The organism is Sporichthya brevicatena (assembly GCF_039525035.1).
Classification (GTDB): Bacteria; Actinomycetota; Actinomycetes; order Sporichthyales; family Sporichthyaceae; genus Sporichthya; species Sporichthya brevicatena.
In genome coordinates, this window is sequence record NZ_BAAAHE010000020.1 from 14,841 (window position 1) to 38,010 (window position 23,170).

Here is a 23,170-nt window from a genome sequence, read left to right on the forward strand (position 1 = left end):
CCTATAGCCCACAGTTGGCCGGACGCTACGAGCTCAGTCGACGAGCTCAGTCCGCGGCGGCGCGGCGCTCGGCTCCGGTCTCGCCGGAGAAGTCCTCGTCCCCGGCGACCCGGCCGACGAACTCCTCCGCACGGCTGGTCCCGGTGGTGCCGCCCTCGGTGTGCCGGCGGTCCGGGTCACCCCCGGTGGCCCGGGAGTCGACCCGCGCCTCGTCGGGCTGCACGTCGTCCTCGGTCTTCTGGCGTCCGCTCATGGCGTTCTCCTCTCGTCGCGACGGGGAAGCGCGCTGGTCAGGGCTTCGGCCGCTCGACCTCGCCGCGCCAGCCGCCGGTCTCGGCGCCGCGCTGCTCGATGAACTCCTTGAACCGGCCCAGGTCGCCGTCGATCTGGCGGCCGATCACGCCGGTGGCGAGTCCGAGCTTCTCGAGCATCCCGCCCTCGATGTCCATCTGCAGGGTGAGGCGGGTCTGCGCCTCGTCGAGGCGGTGGAACGTGACGACGCCGGCCTGCTCGGTCTCGCCGTTGGTCGTGGTCCAGGCGATCCGCTCGTCCGGGATCTGCTCGGTGATGCGGGTCTCGAACTCACGCTCGGCGCCCATCACGTTGGTCTTCCAGCGGCTGCGGGTGTCGTCGATCTGCTGGACCGACTCGACGCCGTCCATGAAGCGCGGGAACTCCTCCAGCTGCGTCCACTGGTTGTAGGCCGTCGACACGGGGACGGCGACGTCGACCGTCTTGAGCAGCGTCATGTCGCTCTCCTTCGTTCCGGGCACAACCCGTTCGGGCGCGCCGTGATCACGTGGGAGAGCCCTACCCGGGCCGGGGCCGGAAACTCGGGAGTAACTAGCCGAGCCGACCCGGCAGCGCCGGGCGCGGGTGGGTGCGGAGGCGGTCCGCGAGCGTGGTCGCCGCGGCGGGGTCCCCGACGCCGGCGGCGGCGAGGGTGGCGTACGTCTCGGACCGGTCCAGGCCCTCGAGGTGCCGAAGCGCGTACGCCGCGCGCGCGGCGGGGAACAGGCCGACGAGGTCGGGGTCGGACGCCCGGGGCCGGGCGGCGCAGGAGGCGAGGACGGCGCGGCGGCGGCCGGTGTCCAGCGTGCGGCGCAGGACCAGCTCGCGCAGGACGGTGTACGGGGCCTCGGCGTTGTAGGTCCGGTCCACCGCGACGTGGGCGATCAACGCCCGCCGGCGGCGTCCCAGGCTGGGGCTCAGCACCAGGAACGCCAGTCGCTGCAGTCGGGCGCGCGCGTCGGCGGCGGAGGGGTTCAGACCTGGTTCGGCAGGGTTACCGGACACGAGAGCGACGTCCCATCTTCCGGAGCGGCGGGACCGCGAGTGGCGGGTGGCGGTGCTGTGACTGATCCGGAGCGCAGCGTCACGGGTTTGACGCACGTCCGAGGGACAATCCTCTGGTTCCCGGGGGGTGTGTCAAGACCCTTGGGCCCGGTGGGCCGAACTCTTAGCTGACGGCCCGTCACTTGCTCGGCGTGTCGCCGCCTGAGCCCGCCTTACCGGTGATCTTGCTCTTGAGCGTCTCGACTCGTTCCTTGTTCTTCGGATCCTGGAGCTGCTTCTGGACCTGTTCCTTGGCCTTGGCGATGCGCTCCTGGTTCTTAGGGTCGGCGAGCTGCTTGCGGACCTGCTCGTTCGCGACCTTGATCGCCCGGCGGCCTTGGGGGGACGCGAGGATCTGGGCGACCTTGACAATCGGCACCGCCATGAGAAACCCCTTGGACGAGTCGGAGGACTTTCTCAGATTACCGGCATTACGGACGCTGGTCCCGGCGAAGCGGATGGTCGGCCGGGACCTCGACCAGGACGATCTTCATGCCGTCGGGGTCGGCGATCCAGCACTCGATGAGCCCCCAGGGCTCCTGGACCGGCGGCCGGAGGATCGGGACGCCCGCCCGTTCGAGCCGTTCGTGCTGCTTGTGGACGTTGCGGACCTGGATCCACATGGCGATCGCGTCGTTCGGTCCGCTCTCGGAGGAGCCGGAGAGCTCCAGCAGCCCGTTGCCCAGGTGGAACACCACGCCGGGGTGGTCGGCCGGCCCGAACTCGCGGAACACCGCGAGACCGAGCGTCTCCTCGTAGAAGTGGCGGGACCGGGCGTGGTCCGTCGGGCGCACCAGTACGCGACTGCTCAGGACGTCCATGGCCGCAATTCTTTCGGACCGGACCCCGCGAACGGAGAACGGCCCCGGGACCGAGGGAGGGAACTCCCGGTCCCGGGGCCGACTCGCCCGGAGTGATGTAGCTCGTGACGGGGCGTCAGACTCCGAGGAGCTTGCCGTCGCGCGGCCGGAGGTAGACCCACCAGGTGACGACGAAGCAGGCCGCGTAGAAGAGCAGGAAGCTCAGGTAGGCGGCGTCGCCCGTGCCGTTGCGGAGGAAGGACTCGCGGAAGGCGATGTTGACGAGCACGCCGCCGAAGGCGCCGATCGCACCGGCGATGCCGATCAGGGCGCCGGACATCCGGCGCGCGTGCTTGTCGGCGACGGCCGAGTCCTCGCCCGCGGCGACCGCGAGCTGGGCCTTGGCCCGGAAGATCATCGGGATCATCTTGTAGGTCGAGCCGTTGCCGATGCCCGAGGTGATGAACAGGCCGACGAAGCCGATCAGGTGCAACGGCAGCGACTCCTGCATCGAGGCGATCCACACCAGCGAGGCGAAGACCGCCATCCCGACGAAGTTCCAGAACGTCACCAGTGCGCCGCCGAGCCGGTCGGCCATGACGCCGCCCACCGGGCGGGCGATCGAGCCGATCAGGGCGCCGATGAAGGTGATCTCCGCGGCGTCACGGGCCGTCGGGAACTGGTCCGGGAACTGCGTGAGCAGGACCTGGCCGAAGGCGAAGCCGAAGCCGATGAACGAGCCGAAGGTGCCGATGTAGAGGAAGGACATGATCCAGGTCTGCGCGTCCTTGCAGACCTCCCGCATCGCGCCCTTCTCGTTCGCAGCGCTGGTGATGTTGTCCATGTACATCGCCGAGAGGACCGCGGCGACGACGATGAACGGGATGTAGATGCCGACGACCATCTTCGGGTGGTTCACGCCGGCCGTGGCGAGGATGATCAGGCCGACGATCTGGATCGTCGCGACACCGAGGTTGCCGCCGGCGGCGTTGAGCCCGAGCGCGCGGCCCTTGAGCCGGGCCGGGTAGAAGACGTTGATGTTCGCCATCGACGAGGCGAAGTTGCCACCACCGACGCCGGCGATCGCCGAGAGGACGAGCAGCGTCTCGTAGGAGATGCCGGGCTCGAGCAGGAAGAACGTCGCCAGCGTCGGGAGCAGCAGCAAGGCTGCGGAGACGATCGTCCAGTTCCGCCCGCCGAACTTCGCGACCGCGAAGGTGTACGGCAGGCGCAGGAACGACCCGCAACCGGCGGCGACCGAGACGATGGTGAACTTCTCCGCCGGCGTCAGGCCGTAGGCCGGGCCGAGGAACAGGACGAGGGTCGACCACATCGTCCAGACCGAGAACCCGATGTGCTCGGAGAAGATCGAGAAGATCAGGTTCCGGCGGGCGATGTCCTTGCCCTTCGACTCCCAGAACTCGACGTCCTCCGGCCGCCAGTCGTCGATCCAGTGCGGCCGGGCGGCGGTAGTGGTGGCCTCAGGGCTGGTGCCCGGGCTCTCCGCGGCAATCGTCATCGGGGCTCCTGCTCGTGCGGTGGACTCCTGCAGAGTCCGGCACGGTTGTTGCCGCCCTGTGTGTGTCGTGTTAACCGAAACGCACGGGAAGCCGCACCCGTCTCACCGCCGGCCGTGAGGACGGCCTCTGAACAGCACGAAAGCGCAGTCCCGTACGCGCGGATCGGCGGATCCGTGCGCGGTTCTGCGCTTTCGAGGTGCTGAGCGGGGGTGCGTCAGTGAGCTGCGTCACCGTGGTCGGCGAGGCGCTTGCGCGAGGCGACGATCTCGGCCTCCGCGGCGGCCCGGTCGACCCAGGTCGCGCCCTCGACGGACTTGCCGGGCTCCAGGTCCTTGTAGACCTCGAAGAAGTGCTGGATCTCGAGACGGTCGAACTCCGAGAGGTGGTGGATGTCCCGGATGTGCTCGACGCGGGGGTCGTTCGCGGGCACGCAGAGGACCTTGTCGTCGCCGCCCTTCTCGTCGGTCATGCGGAACATGCCGATCGCGCGGCAGAGGATCAGGCAGCCGGGGAAGGTGGGCTCCTCCACGAGGACCAGGGCGTCCAGCGGGTCGCCGTCCTCACCGAGGGTGTCGTCCACGAAGCCGTAGTCGGCCGGGTAGCGCGTCGAGGTGAAGAGCATCCGGTCGAGCCGGATGCGGCCGCTCACGTGGTCGACCTCGTACTTGTTGCGCTGCCCCTTGGGGATCTCGATCGTGACGTCGAACTGCAGGGGCGTGGTCATCGCAGGTAATTCCTCAGGTGGCGGAATCGCAGGGGTAGGGCGGGATGTCTCGATAATCTCGCAGGGGCTTGATCATGGTGGGGTCGGGTCGACGGGCTGTCGTACGAGTGGAGGCCAGGTGGGGGTTCCGCTGCGGTACCGCACGCTCGCGGGAGCGGCTGCGCTCGCGCTGCTGCCGGCGTTGGCGGGCGGCGCCGTCGGTGCGGCTGAGATCACACCGTCCCCGACCGCTCCGGACGACGTCCCGCAGGTCCTCGCCCCGGTCGACCCCGCGTCCGGGACCGGGCCGACCGCGACGGGCCTGGGCTCCGCCCTCGCCGACCTGCTGAAGCCCGGCCCGCTCGGCGGGGTGCGCGGGATCGCCGTCGTCGACGTCGCGACCGGCGCGCTGCTCTACGAGGCGGACGGCTCCCGTCCGATCACGCCCGCCTCCACGACGAAGGTCCTCACCGCGGCCGGCATCCTCGCGGCGCTCGGCCCCGACGCCGTGCTCCGCACCCGCGTGCAGCGGGTGGTCGAGCCGGGCGCCGAGACCGCGGCCCCGACGCCGTCCCCCTCGCCCGGGGCCACGGCCCCGCCCGCGCCGCCGGCCAAGCTCGTGCTCGTCGGCGGCGGCGACCCGCTGCTGTCCTCGCTGCCGAAGGGGACGGACAAGCTGCCCGACTACCCCCGGCGGGCCTCGCTGGTCGACCTCGCGGTGCAGACCGTCCGCGAGCTCAACGACGAGGGCATCACCGCGGTGCGCCTCCAGTACGACGGGGGGATCTTCCCCGGCCCCGCGGCCTCGCCGCACTGGCCGCGGACCTACACCGGTGACGTGGTCGGGCCGGTCATGGGCCTGTCCGCGGACCAGGGTCGCAGCGGGCCGCTGAACGGGGGACGCGTCAACGACCCCGCGCTGCGGACGGCGCAGTTGTTCGCCGCCGAGCTCGAGCGGCGGGGCGTCGACGTCCTGGGCTCGCCGGCCGCCGGGGTCGCGCCGGCCGAGGCGCCGACCGTCGCCGAGGTGACGTCCGCGCCGATCACCGCCCTGGTCGAGCACATGCTGGTCGAGTCCGACAACGACGTCGCCGAGGCGCTGCTGCGGCAGATCGCGATCGCCCGCGGCAAGCCGGGGACGTTTCACGACGGCGTCGCCACCCTGCTCGCGGAGCTGACCGCGCTCGGGATCGACGTCACCGGCGTGACGCTCCACGACGGCAGCGGGCTCTCCCGTGACAACCGGATCCCGCCGCAGGTGATCGCGAAGACCCTCGCCGTCGCCGCGGCCGGCCCGCGCCTGGAGCTGCGGCCGCTGATCGCCGGTCTCGCGATCGCCGGGACCAACGGCACCCTGGGGCAGCGGTTCACCTCCGGCGCCGCCGTCCCCGCCCGCGGCGTGCTGCGCGGGAAGAGCGGATACCTGACCGGCGTCGTCTCCCTCTCCGGCGTGGTCCTCGACGCCTCCGGCCGCCTGCTCGCGTTCGACGTCGCCGCCGACGCCGTCCGCCCCGGCTCCGGCATCGCCGTCCGCACCACCTGGGACCGCGTCGCCGGCGTTCTCGCCAAGTGCGGGTGCAGCTGACCCCCGCCCCCGCGGCGGCCGTACCGTTGCGCCCATGAGCAGCGGCGGCGCGATGATCGACTGGGGCGTGGCCCGGGCCACCGGGAAGCGCCTGATGCCGGCGCCGCCCCGGCGGACCGAGATCGAGATCAACCAGGTGGTCGGGCAGCTGCGGACGCTGGCGCTCGACTCCCGCGCCTACGTGCGCGACTTCACCGGGATGATCCCGGCCGGGCCGGAGCCGCCCGTGCTCGTCGTCGACCGGTTCCGCTGGCTCGACGTCAACGTCGCCTCGTTCTCCGAGCTCTCCGCCCCGTTGCTGGAGCGCATGGCCGAGGAGCGCCAGGGCGCGACCGGCGCGGTGATGAGCGCGTTCGGCTCGCGGGTCACCGGTGCCGAGCTCGGTGCGCTGCTCGCGTTCGTCGGGTCCAAGGTGCTCGGCCAGTACGAGCCGTTCCTGCCGGCCGCGGACGCGAAGGAGGGGGAGCGGGGGAGCCTGCTGCTCGTCGCGCCGAACATCGTCGCCGTCGAGCGGGAGCTGCAGGTCGACCCGACCGACTTCCGCCTGTGGGTGTGCCTGCACGAGGAGACGCACCGCACGCAGTTCACCGCCGTCCCCTGGCTCGCCGACCACGTGCGCGGCGAGATCCGCGAGTTCCTCGACGCGACCGACGTCGACCCCGCCGCGATGCTCCGTCAGATCGGCCGTGCGGTGCAGGGTCTCGGCGACGTCGCGCGGGGGCAGGGCTCGGTTCTCGACCTCGTCGCGACGCCGGATCAGAAGACCGCGCTGGACCGCATCACCGCCGTCATGTCCCTGCTCGAAGGTCACGCCGACTTCGTCATGGACGGCGTCGGGCCCGAGGTCATCCCGTCGGTCGGGGAGATCCGCTCGGCGTTCCAGCGCCGCCGCGAGTCCGCGTCCGGGCTCGACGCGCTCCTGCGCCGCCTCCTCGGCCTGGAGGCGAAGCTCAAGCAGTACGCGGACGGAGTCAAGTTCGTCTCGGCCGTCGTCGACGCCGTCGGGATGGCGGGGTTCAACAAGGTCTGGGACTCCCCGGCCACGCTCCCCAGCCTCGCCGAGCTCCACGACCCCGCCGCCTGGGTCGCCCGGGTCCACCCGGCGGCCCCGGCCTCGGCCCCGGCCCCCTGACGGGCGACCCCTGATGCCCCCGCCTTCAAAAAAGGGTGACACCCCTTACTGCGCAGTAAGGGGTGTCACCCTTTTTTCACCGCGCGCCGCGACGGGGGCGGGCTGACATGGGTCCCCACCCGGCGGTGGCGGAGATCCGGCGGGCAATCCGGGCCGCGGTCGCGGACCTGGAGCCTGGGGACCTCGTCCTCGTCGCGTGCAGCGGGGGGCCGGACTCGCTCGCCCTGGCGCGGGCGACGGCCTTCGAGGCCCCGCGCGCCGGGCTGCGGGCCGGACTGATCACCGTCGACCACGGGCTGCAGCCCGGCTCGGCGGAGCGGGCGGCCGCGGTCGCCGCGACCGGCCGCGAGTGGGGGTTCGACCCGGCGGAGGCGATCGCCGTCGACGTCGGGACCGACGGGGGGCCCGAGGCCGCCGCCCGGACCGCGCGCTACGCCGCGCTGGACGCTGCGGCCGAGAAGCACGGCGCGGCGGCCGTCCTGCTCGCCCATACCCGGGACGACCAGGCCGAGACGGTCCTGCTCGGCCTCGCCCGCGGCTCCGGGGCCCGGTCGCTCGCCGGCATGGCCCCGCGCTCCGGGCGCTACCGGCGTCCGCTGCTCGACGTCACCCGCGCGACCGTCGCGCTCGCCTGCCAGGCCGAGCACCTCCAGCCCTGGCACGACCCCCACAACGCCGACCCGGCGTACGCCCGGTCCCGGGTCCGCCACGAGGCCCTCCCGGCCCTGGAGGCGGCGCTCGGCCCCGGCATCGTCGACGCCCTCGCCCGGACCGCGACCCTGCTCCGCGCCGACGCCGACGCCCTCGACGCCCTCGCCGCCGCAGCGGCCGCCGCCTGCGCCGCCCCCGCCGGGCTCGACTGCGTGCGGCTCGCGGAGCAGCCGGGGGCGATCCGGACCCGGGTGCTGCGGACCGCGGCGATCGCGGCGGGCTCGCCGGCGGGGGACCTGACGGCCGGCCACGTCGAGGCGCTGGACGCGCTGGTCATCGCCTGGCGGGGGCAGCGGTGGGTAGATCTCCCGGGCGCGGTCCGCGCGCTCCGATCGTGTGGGACGCTCGTCTTTGTCGGCCCCCCGGAGGAGAACTCCCCGTGAGCGAGAAGGAACCAGCGTGAACGAGGGCGATCTCGGGTCGGACCTGGACCGGGTCCTGATCACCGAGGCGGAGATCCAGGCGAAGCTGCACGAACTCGCGAAGCAGATCGACGCCGACTACGCCGGGCAGGACCTTCTCCTCATCGGGGTCCTCAAGGGGGCGGTCATGGTCATGGCCGACCTCGCGCGGGCGCTGTCGTCCCCGGTGGAGATGGACTGGATGGCGGTCAGCTCCTACGGCTCCGGGACGAAGTCCTCGGGCGTGGTCCGGATCCTCAAGGACCTCGACATCGATCTGGCCGGCAAGCACGTCCTGGTCGTCGAGGACATCATCGACTCCGGCCTGACGCTCTCCTGGCTGCTGCGCAACCTCAAGATGCGCCAGCCGGCGAGCCTGGAGGTCTTCACGCTGCTCCGGAAGCCGGAGGCCGTGCAGGTCGAGATCAATGTCCGATATGTCGGATTCGACATCCCCAACGAGTTCGTCGTGGGCTACGGCCTGGACTACCGCCAGCGCTACCGGAACCTGCCGTTCGTGGGCACGCTCGCGCAGCACGTGTATCAGTAGCCACACCCCTTGACCGGCCAGCCCGCATCTCGGGAGGCCCGCGACAGGTATCGTCACAGTGATGGACGTCAAGCGTTATCTGCGCGGCCCGGTGGTCTGGATCATCGTGGCCGTTCTCGCCGTGATCCTGGTGAGCCGGGTGTTCGACGCGGCGAACGGCTACAAGAAGGTCGACACCGCGACCGTCGTTGACGCCATCAACAAGGATCAGGTCCAGAAGGCCGAGCTGATCGGCGGCGCCTCGCCGCGCATCCAGCTCGAGCTCAAGGGCGACGTCAAGAACGACAAGATCCAGGCGTCCTACCTGGAGCGCCAGGGCGCCGAGCTCGGCAAGCTCCTCCAGGACAAGAAGGCCTCCGGCGCGATCGAGACCTACGACATCTCGAACCCGCGACAGAACTTCTTCGTCTCGCTGCTGGTGACGCTGCTGCCGTTCGTGCTGATCGTCGTCATCTTCCTGTTCCTCATGAACCAGATGCAGGGCGGCGGCTCGCGCGTCATGCAGTTCGGGAAGTCCAAGGCGAAGCTCATCTCCAAGGACACCCCGAAGACGACGTTCGCCGACGTCGCCGGTGCCGGTGAGGCGGTGCAGGAGCTCCACGAGATCAAGGAGTTCCTCGAGGCCCCCGGCAAGTTCCAGGCGATGGGCGCGAAGATCCCGAAGGGCGTCCTGCTCTACGGCCCGCCCGGCACCGGTAAGACCCTCCTCGCGCGCGCCGTCGCCGGCGAGGCGGGCGTGCCGTTCTACTCGATCTCCGGGTCCGACTTCGTCGAGATGTTCGTCGGTGTCGGTGCCTCCCGCGTCCGCGACCTGTTCGAGCAGGCCAAGGCCAACGCCCCCGCGATCGTCTTCGTCGACGAGATCGACGCCGTCGGTCGCCACCGCGGCGCCGGCCTCGGGGGTGGTCACGACGAGCGCGAGCAGACGCTGAACCAGCTCCTCGTCGAGATGGACGGCTTCGACGTCAAGGGCGGCGTCATCCTGATCGCGGCGACGAACCGGCCCGACATCCTCGACCCGGCGCTGCTGCGTCCGGGTCGTTTCGACCGGCAGATCGCCGTCGAGCGTCCGGACCTGCAGGGCCGCCACGAGATCCTCAAGGTCCACGCGCGCGGCAAGCCCGTCGCGCCGGACATCGACCTGCTCTCGATCGCCCGCCGGACGCCCGGCTTCACCGGCGCGGACCTCGCGAACGTCCTCAACGAGGCCGCGCTGCTGACGGCCCGCAGCGACGGCAAGCTGATCGACTACAAGGCCCTCGACGAGGCGATCGACCGCGTCGTCGCCGGCCCGCAGAAGTCCTCTCGTCTGATGAACGAGAAGGAGAAGAAGATCACCGCCTACCACGAGGGCGGGCACGCCCTGGTGGCCGCGGCGCTGCCGAACACCGACCCGGTGCACAAGATCACGATCCTGTCCCGCGGCCGGGCCCTCGGCTACACGATGGTGCTGCCGGACGAGGACAAGTACTCGACGACGCGCAACCAGATGCTCGACCAGCTCGCCTACATGATGGGCGGCCGCGCGGCGGAGGAGCTGATCTTCCACGACCCGACGACGGGCGCCGCGAACGACATCGAGAAGGCGACGGGTCTCGCCCGCGCGATGGTCACGCAGTACGGCATGACCGAGCGCCTCGGCGCGATCAAGCTCGGCCAGGACAACGGCGAGGTCTTCCTCGGCCGCGACATGGGCCACCAGCGCGACTACTCCGAGGAGATCGCGGCGATCGTCGACGCCGAGGTCAAGAAGCTGATCGAGACCGCGCACAACGAGGCCTTCCAGATCCTCGCCGACAACCGCGACATCCTCGACAACCTCGTCGTCGCCCTCCTGGAGAAGGAGACGCTGAACAAGGAGGAGGTCGCCGAGATCTTCCGCGACCTCAACCGGCGTCCCCAGCGTCCGGCGTGGACGGGTTCGGACCTGCGCATCCCGTCCAACCGCGCCCCGGTCATGACGCCGAAGGAGATCGCGCTCGCCAACGGGGCCCCCGTCGACGACGCCTCCACCCCGCCGCCCTCGATCCCCGCGGACAACCGTCCCGCCTACGAGCCCGACCCGAACTCCGGGCTCCCCGGCCGCCCCATCTGGGACCCCCCGACCGCCTGAACCACCCCGCTGGCGCGCGGGCCCGGGCTGCCGGCCCCAACCGCCGGGCCCAGCTGCACCGAGTGCGCAGTTGAGCCCCGGTGTGCGGCCTCGAACCGGTGCTGATCTGCGCACTCAGCGCAGGTGAGCCCCGCGCCGCCGGAGGAGGTCGAGGACGCGGGCGATGTCCGACCCCCACTGGCGGGGTTGGTTCCGGTGGTGCGCGCCCTCGTACTCCAGGGCGAGGCCGATCCGGAAGCCCAGGTCGGGCTTCGCCCACTGGCGGCCGTACTCGTCGTAGAGCGGCTCGTTGACGGTGTCCGGGACGAACCCGTTCTCCACGAGGAGGATCCGCAGGTGACTCTCGGGCGCGGAGTCGGCCCGGGGATTGAGCAGCGGGAAGGCGCGCCGCGCCATGCGGACACCCGGCCGTCCGGTGCCGGCCTCCAGTGCCGTCACGAACGACGGCCGCGCCGACGGCACGCGGAGCAACCCGTCCCCGACGGCGACGAGGTTCGGGAAGTCCAGATGCGCCGCGAGGTCGACGAAAGTCCGGCCGGGGGAGGTTGTCCGGAGTCCTCCGTGTTCCCACACCGCGCCGAGGTCCCGGACCCGATGTGCGACGACGCCCTTGATCCGCGGCTCGACGGTCGCCGCCACGCTGGCATGCACCCGGGAGTCTGCGGCCACCGGAGCGTCGAAGAGCCTCGCCGCCGTCTGGTGGCTGAAGGCGGCGTCGTCCGGCAGCACGAGCCGCGCCGCCTCGCACCGCGCGCGGAGGTCCAGGCGCGCGTCGGTCGCGATCCGCACTCCCCGTGACACCGAACGGAATCGCCTGCCTTGCAGCTGACGCCGTGTCAGCCCCGCCGCCATCGCGTCCGAGTTCCGGAACGGCCGGGAATCGCTGAAGTCGGAAGAAGTCATGGCGCGGACTCTGCCTCCTCGCGGACGCCGCCGTTCCTGGGCTGTGGACAACCCCGTGGGGGTGCGCCCCTGTGCATAAGTCGCCCGAACGTGCTCGCCGGCCAGGCACGGAGGTGCTCTTCTGCGCACTCGGCGCAGCTGGGCCCGGGGCTAGGGCCGCGGACCGGTGCTGATCTGCGCACCGGGTGCCGTTGGGCCCCGTCACCGGGCAGTGCCTAGGCTGACGGGATGGTCCAACCCACCTCCCTGCCGGCAGACGACGGGGGCGCGAAGCGTCCCTACGACGCGAAGCGGGCGGAGGACGCCGTCCGGGAGCTGCTGTACGCGATCGGGGAGGACCCGGAGCGGGACGGGCTCAAGGACACCCCGGCCCGGGTGGCGCGAGCGTACGCGGAGATGTTCTCCGGGCTCTGGCAGCGGCCGGAGGACGTGCTGACCACGACCTTCGACCTCGGGCACGACGAGATGATCCTGGTCCGGGACATCGAGATGTACTCCTGCTGCGAGCACCACCTCGTGCCGTTCCACGGGCTCGCGCACATCGGGTACATCCCGGCGCCGGAGGGCCGGATCACCGGGCTGTCCAAGCTGGCCCGCCTGGTCGACGTGTTCGCCAAGCGCCCGCAGGTCCAGGAGCGACTGACGACGCAGATCGCCGACTCGCTGATGCGGATCCTCGAGCCGCGGGGCGCGATCGTCGTCATCGAGGCCGAGCACCTGTGCATGACGATGCGCGGGGTCCGGAAGCCGGGGTCGCGGACGATCACGTCCGCGGTGCGCGGGAGCCTGCTCAACGCCACCACACGGGCCGAGGCGATGGCCCTGATCATGGAGTCCGGGCCGCGCCGGTGACCAGGTGAACAGAGCAGTCCCCGGCCTGCCGGTCCGGGACCGGTGCCTGGTCATGGGCGTCGTCAACGTCACCCCCGACTCGTTCTCCGACGGCGGCGAGTTCTTCGACGCCGAGACCGCCGTCCAGCGGGGCCGGTACCTCATGCGCACCGGCGCGGACCTCATCGACGTCGGCGGGGAGTCGACCCGCCCGGGCGCGGTGCGGATCGAGGCGGCCGAGGAGCTGCGCCGGGTCATCCCGGTGGTCGCGGCGCTGGCGAACGACGGCATCCCCGTCGCGGTGGACACGACCCGGGCCGAGGTCGCGGCCGACGCGCTCGCGGCCGGGGCGCGCCTGGTCAACGACGTCTCCGGCGGCCTGTCGGACCCCGAGATGGTCGGGTTGGTCGCCGCGGCGGGCGTACCGTACGTCCTCATGCACTGGCGCGGCCCGAGCGTCGACATGCAGTCCCGCGCCGTCTACGACGACGTGGTGGCCGACGTCTGCCGTGAACTGCAGACCCGCCTCGACGAGGTGACGGCCGCGGGGGTCGACCCCGAGCACGTCATCCTCGACCCGGGCCTGGGCTTCGCGAAGACCGCCGAGCACAACTGGGCCCTGCTCGCCCGCCTGCACGAGCTGCACGCCCTCGGCCGGCCGCTGCTGGTCGCGGCCTCGCGGAAGGCCTTCCTCGGCCGCCTGCTGCCCGACGCGGACGGCCACCCGCGCCCGGTGGACCAGCGCGAGGACGCCACGACCGCCGTCTCGGCCCTGGCGGCCGCGCAGGGGGCGTACTGCGTCCGCGTGCACGAGGCGGGCCCGACCGCCGACGCCGTCCGCGTGGCGGCCGCCTGGACGGGAGCGCGATGAGCGACGAACAGCGGCTCATCGAGCTCAACGAGGACTTCTACGCCGCCTTCGAGGCCGGCGACCTGGACCGCATGGACCGGATCTGGGCCAACGGCGACCTCGCGGCGTCGGTGACCTGCGTGCACCCGGGCTGGCCGGCGCTGCGGGGCCGGGACGAGGTGCTGCGCTCCTGGGCGATGATCATGGCGAACACGACGTACATCCAGTTCGTCCTGACGGACGTCGAGGTCCACCTCGGGTCGGACTTCGCGGTGCTCACCTGCGTCGAGAACATCCTCACCGACGACGACGAGGACGACGCCACGACCTTCGCCGGGGCAAAAGGCGTGGCCACGAACATTTTTCGGCGGACCGAGAACGGCTGGCAGCTGTGGGTCCGCCACGGCTCACCGGTCATCTCGGACACGCACGACGACGACGAGGGGTAGCTGAGGGATTACTTAACCCTTCGCCGGGTCTCAACTGCCCGGTGCCGTGGAAGAACCAGGGCAGGTAGGTTGCACGTACCGCTCTCCCGCCGAGAAGTGAGGACACCGCCCGTATGCAGCAGCTCGACCGCATCGCCCTCCGGGGTCTGCGCGGCTTCGGGCGGCACGGGGTCCTGCCCTCGGAGCGGGCGAACGGGCAGCCGTTCCTGGTCGACGTGGAGCTCGGGGTCGACACCCGCCGCGCCGCCAAGAGCGACGACCTGTCCGACACCGTGGACTACGCCGGTCTCGCCGACCGTGTCGTGGCCCTCGTGGAGGGGGAGCCCGTCAACCTGATCGAGACCCTGGCCGAGCGCATCGCCGCGATGTGCCTGGAGGACCCCGGGGTCGAGCAGGTGCAGATCACCGTCCACAAGCCCGAAGCGCCGGTCTCCGTCGCGTTCGAGGACGTATCCGTGACGATCATGCGGAGCCGCTCATGACTGACACCTCGCCCGGCGTCGACGACACCCTCACCGGCCAGCTGCGCCCCATCCGGCGGGCCGTGCTCTCGCTCGGCTCGAACACCGGCGACCGTGAGACGAACCTGCAGAACGCGATCGACGCGATCCTCGACGCCCCCGGCATCTGGGGGCTGAGCGTCTCCCCGGTGTACGAGTCCGAGCCGGAGAAGCCCGAGGACGGCGGGAAGTTCTACAACGCGGTCCTGCTGGTCGACACCGAGATGTCCGGCGCCACGCTGCTGGAGCGCTGCCACGCCGTCGAGGAGGCCTTCGGCCGCCCGCGCGTGGGGGAGGACCGCTCCGGTCCCCGCCGTCTGGACGTCGACGTCGTCGCGCTCGCCGACCGCGTGCTGGACGACCCGGCGATCACGCTGCCGCACCCGCGTGCCCACAAGCGGGCGTTCGTGCTGCTGCCGTGGCGGGACGTCGAGCCCGACGCCGAGCTCGTCACCCACGGCAAGATCGCCGACCTCCTGACGGACCTGGACACCTCGACGCTGCGCCGCACCGACGTCGTCCTGGAACTGCCGGCCTGACGCGGTCGTGCTGCGACCGACGCGACCGCCGGTCCTCGCCGCGGTCGCGGTGCTGGCCGGCTCGGTCGGGTACTCGGCCGGGCTGCTGATCGACGGCTCGGGCCGGACGCTGCCGCGCGTCCCGGCCACGGCCGCCGGCGTCCTCGCGCTGCTGGCGGCGGTGCTGATCGGCCTGGCCGTGAGCACCCGGGGCCGGCTGCGCGCGATCGCCGAGCGCCGCCCCGACGCCCGGCCGGTGAACGCGCTGCAGACCGCGCGGTACGTGGTCCTGGCACGGGCGAGCTCGCCGGTCGGGGCCGCGATGGCGGGCGGCTACGGCGGCTACACGCTCTTCCTCGCCGGGGACTGGGGCGAGCCCGGCCGCTCCGAGATCGGGACGAACGCGCTCGCGGCCGCGGTCGCGTCGGTGGCGGTGATCGCCGGGGCGCTGTTCCTCGAGCACGTCTGCCGGGTCCCCGGGGGCGACGGCGACGGCCCCGACCGCCCCGGCCTCCCCGGCCCCCGGGCCGACCACGCGGGCTGACAGTTGCTGTTGTGTCTTATGCAACAGTGTTGTATGGTGCACAACAGTGATTAGCAAGGGGCGTCACCCCAAGAACTCGATCGCGCAGGCGCTCGATGGTGCGCGTGAAGCCTCCATGGTCGTCACGGAGGTACACAAAGGTCATCGGTGGGGCGTCGTTCGGTGTGCCTGTGGAGCGGACTTCGCGGTCTGGAGCACGCCGCGGAACGCTGACACTCATGCCAAGCAAGTCGATCGGTTCGTCGCCAAGCACCGCGCCTGTGTTACCGAGCAGACCGGAGAGTTCGAGGAGGGATGAGCCCGATGAGCATGTGGAACTTCCGATTGCGGCTCAACCGTGCGCTTAGTGACGACGAGGTCGACGCTCTGTACGAAGCAGGGCTCGACGATGCCGGCATCCAAGCCCGCCCGGTCGGGCTTCTCGACGTCGACCGGGAGGCTGACACGCTCCTGGACGCTGTCCTGTCGGCGGTCGGACAGGCCGAGTCGGTCGAGGGTCTCCGGGTCGCCGAGTTGGTCGACTCGGACGCCGTGACATTGGCGGAAATCGCCGAACGCGTCGGCCGGACGTACGAGTCCATCCGGCTCCTCGCGGAAGGGAAGCGCGGCCCGGGCGGATTCCCCGCTCCGCTGCACGGTCTGGAGGGTCCGCGCGGTGCGCGGCTGTACTCCTGGGTAGAGGTTCGCGAATGGCTGCTCGGCGCGGGCGTGCATCTCGACAAGGGGCCTGCAGTCGATCGCACCCTCCCTGCGATCCGTGGCGCCCTGCTACTGCGTGACGCCCTGCTCGCCCTCGATCCGTCGAACGCCGCCAAGGTTCGGCACCTGGTGGGCGCCTGACTCCTCGGGTCTACCTGCGCAGAGTGCGCAGATCGGCCCCGGTCCGTGCCCGGCGACCCGTGCCCAACTCCACCGAGTGCGCAGATCGGCCCCGCGGGCCGGCCTCGCGGGCTGCTGGACGCGGTCGATTCGCCCCGCTTCGTCACACAAGTCGCGACACGCCTCTCACGTCTCGGCGTGCCTCATCGGAATCGTGAGTCACACCGGTTACTTTTTCGCCCATGACACGTGGACGCCATCGCCAGCAGCTCCCCACCGTCAAGACCGTGTCCGGCGTGAGCGTCGGAACGGTCGCGACCGCGGGGGTCGTACTCGCCGTCGTTTCCGGAGACACCCAGGTTCTGCGGCTGGCCGTGGTCGCGTCCTGGTTGATCGCGCTCGGGCTGGTCGCGGACTCGGTCCGCCGCAGCCGGCGCTACTCCCGCGAACTGGCGCTGCAGGAATCGATGCGCCGCCGGGACGAGTCGCTGTTCACCCAGCAGCTGTCCGTTCTGAGCGAGAGCATCAAGTCGCTGCAGACGCAGGTCGAGACGATGAACGCCGAGTCCGCCGAGCTGCGGGCCGAGGTCGCCCAGCTGCGGGTCGAGAAGGCGGAGGCCGACGAGATCGTCCGCCAGGCCCGCGCCGAGCGCGCGAAGGCTCAGCTGGCCGAGCGCGAGGCCGCGGACCAGCGTCTGCTCACCGCCGCCGCGTTCGAGGCCGCCGCCGCCGTGCTCCAGAGCTTCGGCAACGGCGAGACCGAGGACTCCGGCGACTGGATCGACGCCTGGGTCGCCAGCCTCCGCACCTCCGGCGAGCTGGACCTCACCATGCACGACGACACGATCGAGATCGACCTCGACTCCGACGAGGTCGCCGTCGACGAGGTCGACAACCTCCCGATCGTCAAGATCGCCTGACCGAGGGCTTCACCTCGACGAAGGGCCCGGCATCCAGCCGGGCCCTTCCCTTTTGCGCCCGTCCTTCGGCAGCCTGGTCAGGCCACCACCGGAGGAGGGGTTGAAGTGAGCGAGAGCCGCCCCACCTACCTCGTCCCGGGTTCGTTCGATCTCGAGGTCGACCACGGTTAGATCGGTCGGACGCCGAAAGACGCACCGGTGCTGCTCATCGGGATCGGTTCGGACCTCGCGATGATGGAGGCGCTCAACTCTTACGGACGGCCCTTCCACCAGAGTTTCCCGTCGAGGCCCAGGCGCGAACGGTGCTCTCCGCGGTGGGAGGTGGGGAGCGGACCTTCTCGAACATCGGCCGCGCGGCAAGCGATCTGCAGCAGGCGTCGCTGAACCGATCCCTACGGCTGCTGGCGGAGAAGAGCATGACTCCGTCGACCAGCCGCTCTCCACGAAGGCCAGTCCAAAGGACAAGCGCTACCGCCCCTGCTCACCGCCTGGTCGTGACACCCCCCGGGGGACGTGGGTCCTCTAGCCCCCTTGACATTGAAAATCAAGGGGGGATTGATTATGCTGGTGAAGCGAGCCGAGATCCTCCGGAAGATCCGCAAGGCGGCCAAAGCGGCAGGCCTTGAGGTCGTCGAGGTCGAAGACACCCGGCACACTCACATCGAGGTTGGCGGAGTCCGGACCACTGTCAGCCGGAGCACCAAAGACTTCGGCCGGATGAGTGACGTGATCTTCAGCCAGTTGGAGTCCGTTCTCGGGACAGGTTGGTGGCGCAAGTGAGCGAGCGAGTATTCGTCGTGCATGCCGAGCGTGCACCTCAGGGTCAGTGGGGCCTGACCGTGCCCGAGGTCCCAGGAGCGGTGTCGCTGGTCGCGCGACTGTCCCAAGCTGAGCAGCACATCCGGGAGGCCATTTCCTGGGTCGCCGACCTCCCGTCGGATTCCTTCGCTGTGCGGCTCGTGGTCAACCTGAGTGGCGATGTCGGCAAGGAGTTGGCCGAGGTTCGCGACCTCTCGACCCACGCGGAGCAACTGGCGCGGGAAGCCGCGGACCGTAAGCGTCGGCTGGTCGGACAGTTGAAGGCCGCAGGGTGGTCCGGCAGTGACATTGCAACAGTGCTCGAGGTCTCTCCGCAACGGGTGTCGCAGCTGATCAAGGGCTGACCCGGGGCAGTCTGCGATCGCGCCGACCGGGGGATCAACGGCCCTCCCCGCTCGCCCCTCATTTGTCACTTCCGCGAGCTCACGGACGCCCCCGTCATGGCGGGCATCTCCTACGTGATGTGGGGCGCCGGGCACGCCTTCCGAAACGGACGCGGCGGCCCCACTAGGGTTTCGGCCGTGGGAGGGACGGACGGCGAGGCGGCGGGGGTGCTCGACCCCGGGTTCCGGATCCTGTTCGTCTGCACGGGGAACATCTGCCGGTCGGCGTTCGCGGAGCTGCTGACGGCCCACTTCCTGGCCGAGCGGCTCGGGGACGGGGTGACCCGCTTCGCGCTCGGGAGCGCGGGGACGCAGGCGATCGTCGGGCGCCAGATTCACGCCGACACCCGCCGCGAGCTGGAGCCGTGGAAGCTCGACGGCCCGTATGCGGACCGGTTCGTCTCCCGGCAGCTGGAGGCCTGGCTGGTCGACTGGGCCGACGTCGTCCTCACCGCCACCCCGGAGCACCGGGTCGCGGTCCTGACGCTCGCCCCGCAGGCCCTGCCGAAGGCGTTCGCGCTGCGCGAGTTCGCGCGCCTCGCGGCTTCCATCGACCCCGGTGACCTCCCGCTCGACCCGGTCGAGCGCGCGCACGCCCTCGTCGACCGCGCCCGCCGCAAGCGGGGCACGATCCGGGTCAAGAGCCCGGACGACGACACCATCGTCGACCCCATCGGCCGGCCGCAGAAGATTCACCACCAGGCCGCCACGCAGATCGCCGAGGCGGTCCAGACGATCGCGGAGATCGTCGCGATCTGAGCCCGAAGCGGCTCTTTCCTGGGGACTCTCTGTAGATTTCGCACCGCGATCTGGAGCGCGTCTCACACATCACATGCGGTAGCCGTATTGGCCCGCGTGGAGCTTTGCGCCACTACCCCTCTCCGGGGCGCGTTCGCGCGCTCGGTTCACCCGTCAAACCTGCGTCTACTGGGCGAATCGGACACACAAAACACCGGTATTCGACGGATATTCCACTCCACTGCGCCAAATGGATGAATTCGAAGTTCCACCGAATTGAGTACAGACAGTGAGGGGAATACGGGCGCTTAATAGCCCTGCTCAGCGAAAATTCGACGGCTCGCACCACGGTGGAACCAATCGGACAAACACCTGGGTCAGTGATTGGGCACCACCCGCGGGGGCGGGCTTGTCGCGGGGGAGGCGGCACCACTTGCTAGTCCACAGCTTCACCACCCCGGGCGGGTCCCGATGAGTGTCCTCACGGGTCACGGCCTGCCGGAGATGCGCCGGCCCGTCGATGACCTGACGCTCGACCTCGCCCCTCCCGTCCCGACGCCCGCCCGCACCCGCCGCCACGAGTGGCAGACCACCTACACCGCGTTCTCGGTCCTCATCGACATCACCGCCGCGCTCGCGGCCGCGGGCCTGGCGCTCGGGCTCCGCTTCGGGGAAGCCACCCCGCCCCTCTACGTCGCCGGCTCGCTGGCCCTCGCGCCCCTGTGGGTGCTCCTCGTGACCGTCTCCCGCGCCTACGAGCACCGGTTCATCGGAGTCGGCACCGAAGCCTGCCGCCGCGTCTTCCACGCCGGCGTCGGGATGATGGCGACGGTCGCGTTCGTCTCCTACGCGTTCAAGGCGCAGATCAGCCGTGGCTGGGTCGTCATGGCCATCCCCGGCGCGGTGGCGCTCAGCCTGCTCGGGCGGGCGGCGCAGCGGGCGTGGCTCAACCGTCAGCGGGCGTCGGACCGCTGCGTCCAGCGGACGTTGCTCATCGGTTCGCCGAGCGCGGTCCGGTGGACCCTCGATCGGCTCCGCGCCGACAAGACGCACGGCATGGACGTCGTCGGGGCCTGCCTGTCCGAGGGGGACCCGTCCGACCTGTTCGACACCGGCCTGCAGGCCTACGGCGATCTGAACGACATCGTCGACGCGGTCGCCAAGAGCGACGCCGAGGTCGTGACGGTGCTCGCCAGCGCGCGCCTCGACGGTGACGACCTGCGCCGCCTCAGTTGGCGCCTCGAGGCGCTCGGCACCGAGCTCGTCGTCTGCTCGGGTCTGACGGAGATCAGCGGCGCCCGCGTCACGATCCGCTCCGCCGGCCACTCGCCGATGCTGCAGGTCGCACACGCTCGTCTGTCCGGCCCGTCGCGGGTCATCAAGGGTGTGTTCGACCGAGTCGGCGCGCTCGTCGGGATCGTGCTGATCTCGCCGATCGTGGTCCCGGTCGCCCTGGCGGTCTGGGCGCAGGACCGCAAGAACCCGTTCTTCCGCCAGACCCGCGTCGGGCTGAACGGCCGTGAGTTCCGGATGTGGAAGCTCCGGACGATGTGCGTCGACGCCGAGGAGCGCAAAGCCGAGCTGCTCCCGCTGAACGAGGCCGACGGCGCGCTGTTCAAGATCGCCGACGACCCGCGGATCACCCCGATCGGCAAGTGGCTCCGCAAGTACTCGATCGACGAGCTCCCGCAGCTGATCAACGTGCTCCGCGGCGAGATGTCGCTGGTCGGACCCCGGCCGCCGCTGCCCGATGAGGTCAACACCTACGGGCACGACATGCGGCGCCGGCTGCTGGTGAAGCCGGGCATGACGGGCCTGTGGCAGGTCAGTGGACGGTCCCAGCTCTCGTGGGTTGAGACGGAGCAACTTGATATCCGATACGTCGAAAACTGGTCGCTCACTTACGACCTCGCAATCCTTTGGCGGACAGTCCGCGCCGTCGTCGCGGGGACAGGCGCCCATTAGCAGGAGACATCTCCAGCGCCCGCAATCGCGCGCAGGGGGACGCGTCTGTCCTAGGTTTAAGTTCATGATCGATGTCGACGACACGCGGCCGCTCGGACGAGCGCGTTCGCGAGATGAAGCCCCGCGGCGTCCCGGCAGACGTAGACGAAGGTCGTCCTGCCCGGGCGACCGGTGGTTGGGAATGGGACGCTCATGGCTCCCTGTGGTGTCTCACGACAGGTAGTCACGAATCACCCAATCGGCGCTCACGCCAAGTCGGTGGTTCGAAGGATGCGAGGAGTCAGAGCCGATGCCCACTAGGACGCTGACCAACAAAGTCGTCCGCCGGTGGAAACTTCGCGGGCCTACTCACGGCAGCGACCTCGCTCGGGATATCGAACGGCGCCTGCCAACGTACTGTCCTGAGAACATCTTGGATATTGGAGCGAACGTCGGTCAGTCCACTCGCGCCTTCCGGCGGCGGTTTCCGCGGAGCAATATCTATTGCGTCGAGCCGGTGCGGTCGACCTTCGAGGAGCTGTACAAGAACACGCGTCGGCTTCCGAGAGTTTGGCAGCTGCAGGCCGCGGTCGGTGCGCAGCCCGGTGTGGCCCGGATGGAGTGCCCTCCGGAGGCTTCGGACCGCGCGCGAATTCTCGCTACGGCTAGCGGAGCTGGCGCAAACGTAGCGACGGAAGAAGTGGAAGTCACCACGGTCGACTTGTTGTGCGACCGTTGGCAACTGTCAGACGTAGGACTGCTAAAGATCGACACAGAAGGATTCGACCTCGAAGTTCTCCGGGGTGCCACCGATGTGTTGCGTCGGCAGCGCGTTGATCTCGTTGAAGCCGAGGTGGCGATGAATCCGCGCAACGACACGCACGTCCCATTCGAGAGTGTGAAGAAATTTCTCGAACCACACGGCTACTTTCTCTTCGGCATCTACGAGCAGGTTGAGGAGTGGCCTAGCGGTGGTCCGAACCTCCGTCGCGGAAACGTAGTCTTCATCTCGAGTCAGATGATCGAGCGATACCGATCCAGTGCGGACCGCCTGTAACTTGCGCGGCGCGAGCGGAGCCATTCGGCGCGCCTGCTGCTAACGCTGGGCATCGCTAACCGCAAACGGCATCGTTGCGCCCCTCGTCGCCCGCTCGACTGTCGCTGCCGCCTCGGCGGGTGAATTATCTGCGGCGAAGCACGCCGGAAGCCCCGACGATGACGGCGGCCGCGTGCGGCGCATGACGGAGCGTTCTAAGTGCTTGCAGGACTCCGTGGCGGTCCCGCGCCGCCAAGGCACTCCGCAGGGCGACCGCTGTGATGAAGTCGCTTCGGGCGCGGCCGGACACAGCATCCGACACCGCGCATAGCCACTCCAGGCTGGCTTGCCAGTCTGGCGAGACGGAGACGCTGTGCGCGCTTCCCTGCATGATATGTACGAGTGGCTTTCGAACCATCGCGAACTCGGTATCGGGTCGATTGATAGTTCGAATAATTAAGTCCCAGTCCTGGTGTCGCCGCAGTGCGGGGTTCCAGGGTTCGGCGATTGCGAGGGCGCGATCCATCAGCAACATCGACGTCTGGATGAAGCCCTGTCCGAAGCGAATCCGGGATCTTCGGAGCAGGTGATCTGCAACGTCGCCGCCGGCCCTCAAAGGTTCCGCGGGGATGATCCGAACGCGGCCGTCCGTGGCGTGGAAAACCGCCTGGGTCCCCACAACCGCGTGGCCACGCGCAACGAGGTCCTCAGCTACAGGCAGCTGGGACGCCAATTTGGTTGGCTCCCACCAATCATCATCGTCCAAAAAGGCGATGAATTGAGCGCTCGATGAGTGGACTCCCAAATTGCGAGCCGCTCCGCCCGTAATTCGAGTCGGCGCGACGACCACGCGCGCCGGCAAGCCGTCCAACTGAGCGCGAACGTCTCTCTCTGCTTCAGGGTCCGCAACAACTACGACAACGTCAGAATCGACGCCATCTTGGGAGCGTGCAGTTGCAACAGCCTTGCGCAGGGATGGCCGACCCAGTGACGGGATCACTACCGCGATCTGCGCTCCCACTTTCGGATGACCCCTTTCACGGACTGGTCAGCGTTAGATCGGCGG

The 23,170-nt window shown here is 70.1% G+C and carries 27 protein-coding genes; 18 read left to right on the forward strand and 9 right to left on the reverse strand.

From position 1 onward, the window contains the following. Positions 1-46: 46 nt before the first annotated feature. The 7 genes from ABD401_RS12820 to ABD401_RS12850 form a co-directional block, all read right to left on the reverse strand. On the reverse strand, positions 47-253 hold the full coding sequence (locus tag ABD401_RS12820; protein ID WP_344605260.1) for a hypothetical protein: 207 nt from the start codon (positions 251-253) through the stop codon (positions 47-49). Between the two features lie 37 nt (positions 254-290). Further along, a complete protein-coding gene (locus tag ABD401_RS12825; protein WP_344605262.1) occupies positions 291-749 on the reverse strand; it encodes an SRPBCC family protein in 459 nt (152 codons plus the stop codon). Between the two features lie 94 nt (positions 750-843). Beyond that, on the reverse strand, positions 844-1,296 hold the full coding sequence (locus ABD401_RS12830) for a hypothetical protein (RefSeq protein WP_344605264.1): 453 nt from the start codon (positions 1,294-1,296) through the stop codon (positions 844-846). A 178-nt stretch (positions 1,297-1,474) separates the two neighbouring features. Further along, on the reverse strand, positions 1,475-1,720 hold the full coding sequence (locus ABD401_RS12835) for a hypothetical protein (protein ID WP_344605266.1): 246 nt from the start codon (positions 1,718-1,720) through the stop codon (positions 1,475-1,477). Between the two features lie 46 nt (positions 1,721-1,766). Beyond that, the gene (locus tag ABD401_RS12840) at positions 1,767-2,156 is read right to left on the reverse strand and encodes a VOC family protein (RefSeq protein ID WP_344605268.1); all 390 of its coding nucleotides are present in this window, start codon (positions 2,154-2,156) and stop codon (positions 1,767-1,769) included. Positions 2,157-2,271: 115 nt separating this feature from the next. Beyond that, positions 2,272-3,654 carry a nitrate/nitrite transporter gene (locus ABD401_RS12845; protein WP_344605270.1) on the reverse strand — a complete coding sequence of 461 codons (1,383 nt, stop codon included), beginning with the start codon at positions 3,652-3,654 and terminating at the stop codon, positions 2,272-2,274. 215 nt (positions 3,655-3,869) lie between these two features. Beyond that, positions 3,870-4,367 (reverse strand): inorganic diphosphatase, encoded by a 498-nt coding sequence (locus ABD401_RS12850; protein WP_344605525.1) that lies wholly within the window; start codon positions 4,365-4,367, stop codon positions 3,870-3,872. 130 nt (positions 4,368-4,497) lie between these two features. Between ABD401_RS12850 and dacB the strand changes: the two genes are divergently transcribed. The 5 genes from dacB (at position 4,498) to ftsH (ending at position 10,850) form a co-directional block, all read left to right on the forward strand. Further along, complete coding sequence (gene dacB / locus ABD401_RS12855; RefSeq protein ID WP_344605272.1) at positions 4,498-5,943, forward strand: D-alanyl-D-alanine carboxypeptidase/D-alanyl-D-alanine endopeptidase; 1,446 nt, start codon at positions 4,498-4,500, stop codon at positions 5,941-5,943. Between the two features lie 52 nt (positions 5,944-5,995). Continuing rightward, positions 5,996-7,075, forward strand: a complete 1,080-nt coding sequence (locus ABD401_RS12860; RefSeq protein WP_344605527.1) for a zinc-dependent metalloprotease — start codon at positions 5,996-5,998, stop codon at positions 7,073-7,075. Between the two features lie 107 nt (positions 7,076-7,182). Beyond that, positions 7,183-8,169 carry a tRNA lysidine(34) synthetase TilS gene (gene tilS, locus ABD401_RS12865; protein WP_344605274.1) on the forward strand — a complete coding sequence of 329 codons (987 nt, stop codon included), beginning with the start codon at positions 7,183-7,185 and terminating at the stop codon, positions 8,167-8,169. A 16-nt stretch (positions 8,170-8,185) separates the two neighbouring features. Beyond that, positions 8,186-8,737 (forward strand): hypoxanthine phosphoribosyltransferase, encoded by a 552-nt coding sequence (hpt, locus tag ABD401_RS12870; RefSeq protein ID WP_344605276.1) that lies wholly within the window; start codon positions 8,186-8,188, stop codon positions 8,735-8,737. 61 nt (positions 8,738-8,798) lie between these two features. After that, on the forward strand, positions 8,799-10,850 hold the full coding sequence (gene ftsH / locus ABD401_RS12875) for an ATP-dependent zinc metalloprotease FtsH (protein WP_344605278.1): 2,052 nt from the start codon (positions 8,799-8,801) through the stop codon (positions 10,848-10,850). A gap of 114 nt (positions 10,851-10,964) precedes the next feature. Here ftsH and ABD401_RS12880 read toward each other — a convergent pair whose 3' ends face one another. Further along, on the reverse strand, positions 10,965-11,639 hold the full coding sequence (locus ABD401_RS12880) for a hypothetical protein (protein ID WP_344605280.1): 675 nt from the start codon (positions 11,637-11,639) through the stop codon (positions 10,965-10,967). A 342-nt stretch (positions 11,640-11,981) separates the two neighbouring features. Here ABD401_RS12880 and folE point away from each other — a divergent pair, with 342 nt between their 5' ends. The 13 genes from folE to ABD401_RS25095 all read left to right on the forward strand — a co-directional run bounded on the left by folE (position 11,982) and on the right by ABD401_RS25095 (position 22,125). Further along, positions 11,982-12,605, forward strand: a complete 624-nt coding sequence (folE, locus tag ABD401_RS12885) for a GTP cyclohydrolase I FolE (RefSeq protein ID WP_344605282.1) — start codon at positions 11,982-11,984, stop codon at positions 12,603-12,605. A gap of 52 nt (positions 12,606-12,657) precedes the next feature. Further along, complete coding sequence (gene folP, locus ABD401_RS12890) at positions 12,658-13,455, forward strand: dihydropteroate synthase (protein WP_344605529.1); 798 nt, start codon at positions 12,658-12,660, stop codon at positions 13,453-13,455. Continuing rightward, entirely contained in the window at positions 13,452-13,883 is a 432-nt protein-coding gene (locus tag ABD401_RS12895; protein ID WP_344605284.1) for a nuclear transport factor 2 family protein, read from the forward strand. Before folP ends, ABD401_RS12895 begins: the two co-directional genes overlap by 4 nt. Positions 13,884-13,996: 113 nt before the next feature. Continuing rightward, positions 13,997-14,365 carry a dihydroneopterin aldolase gene (gene folB / locus ABD401_RS12900; protein ID WP_344605286.1) on the forward strand — a complete coding sequence of 123 codons (369 nt, stop codon included), beginning with the start codon at positions 13,997-13,999 and terminating at the stop codon, positions 14,363-14,365. Next, entirely contained in the window at positions 14,362-14,922 is a 561-nt protein-coding gene (folK, locus tag ABD401_RS12905; protein WP_344605288.1) for a 2-amino-4-hydroxy-6-hydroxymethyldihydropteridine diphosphokinase, read from the forward strand. The genes folB and folK overlap by 4 nt, the downstream gene beginning before the upstream one ends. A gap of 7 nt (positions 14,923-14,929) precedes the next feature. Further along, positions 14,930-15,445 (forward strand): DUF3180 family protein, encoded by a 516-nt coding sequence (locus ABD401_RS12910; protein ID WP_344605290.1) that lies wholly within the window; start codon positions 14,930-14,932, stop codon positions 15,443-15,445. A 303-nt stretch (positions 15,446-15,748) separates the two neighbouring features. After that, positions 15,749-16,285, forward strand: coding sequence for a DNA-binding protein (locus ABD401_RS12915; RefSeq protein WP_344605292.1), 537 nt, complete (start codon positions 15,749-15,751; stop codon positions 16,283-16,285). A gap of 275 nt (positions 16,286-16,560) precedes the next feature. Further along, a complete protein-coding gene (locus ABD401_RS12920) occupies positions 16,561-17,184 on the forward strand; it encodes a hypothetical protein (protein WP_344605294.1) in 624 nt (207 codons plus the stop codon). A 561-nt stretch (positions 17,185-17,745) separates the two neighbouring features. Then, the gene (locus tag ABD401_RS12930) at positions 17,746-17,964 is read left to right on the forward strand and encodes a ribonuclease PH (protein WP_344605296.1); all 219 of its coding nucleotides are present in this window, start codon (positions 17,746-17,748) and stop codon (positions 17,962-17,964) included. Beyond that, positions 17,952-18,347, forward strand: coding sequence for a hypothetical protein (locus ABD401_RS12935; RefSeq protein WP_344605298.1), 396 nt, complete (start codon positions 17,952-17,954; stop codon positions 18,345-18,347). Before ABD401_RS12930 ends, ABD401_RS12935 begins: the two co-directional genes overlap by 13 nt. Before the next feature lie 177 nt (positions 18,348-18,524). Beyond that, entirely contained in the window at positions 18,525-19,145 is a 621-nt protein-coding gene (locus ABD401_RS12940) for an arsenate reductase/protein-tyrosine-phosphatase family protein (protein ID WP_344605300.1), read from the forward strand. Positions 19,146-19,595: 450 nt separating this feature from the next. Further along, positions 19,596-21,089 carry a sugar transferase gene (locus ABD401_RS12945; protein ID WP_344605302.1) on the forward strand — a complete coding sequence of 498 codons (1,494 nt, stop codon included), beginning with the start codon at positions 19,596-19,598 and terminating at the stop codon, positions 21,087-21,089. 289 nt (positions 21,090-21,378) lie between these two features. Continuing rightward, positions 21,379-22,125: an FkbM family methyltransferase gene (locus ABD401_RS25095; RefSeq protein ID WP_425566130.1), complete on the forward strand. Its 747-nt coding sequence runs from the start codon at positions 21,379-21,381 to the stop codon at positions 22,123-22,125. A 124-nt stretch (positions 22,126-22,249) separates the two neighbouring features. On the opposite strand, the gene ABD401_RS25100 is transcribed toward ABD401_RS25095, so the two are convergent. Then, on the reverse strand, positions 22,250-23,125 hold the full coding sequence (locus ABD401_RS25100) for a glycosyltransferase family A protein (RefSeq protein WP_425566131.1): 876 nt from the start codon (positions 23,123-23,125) through the stop codon (positions 22,250-22,252). Positions 23,126-23,170 lie beyond the last annotated feature (45 nt).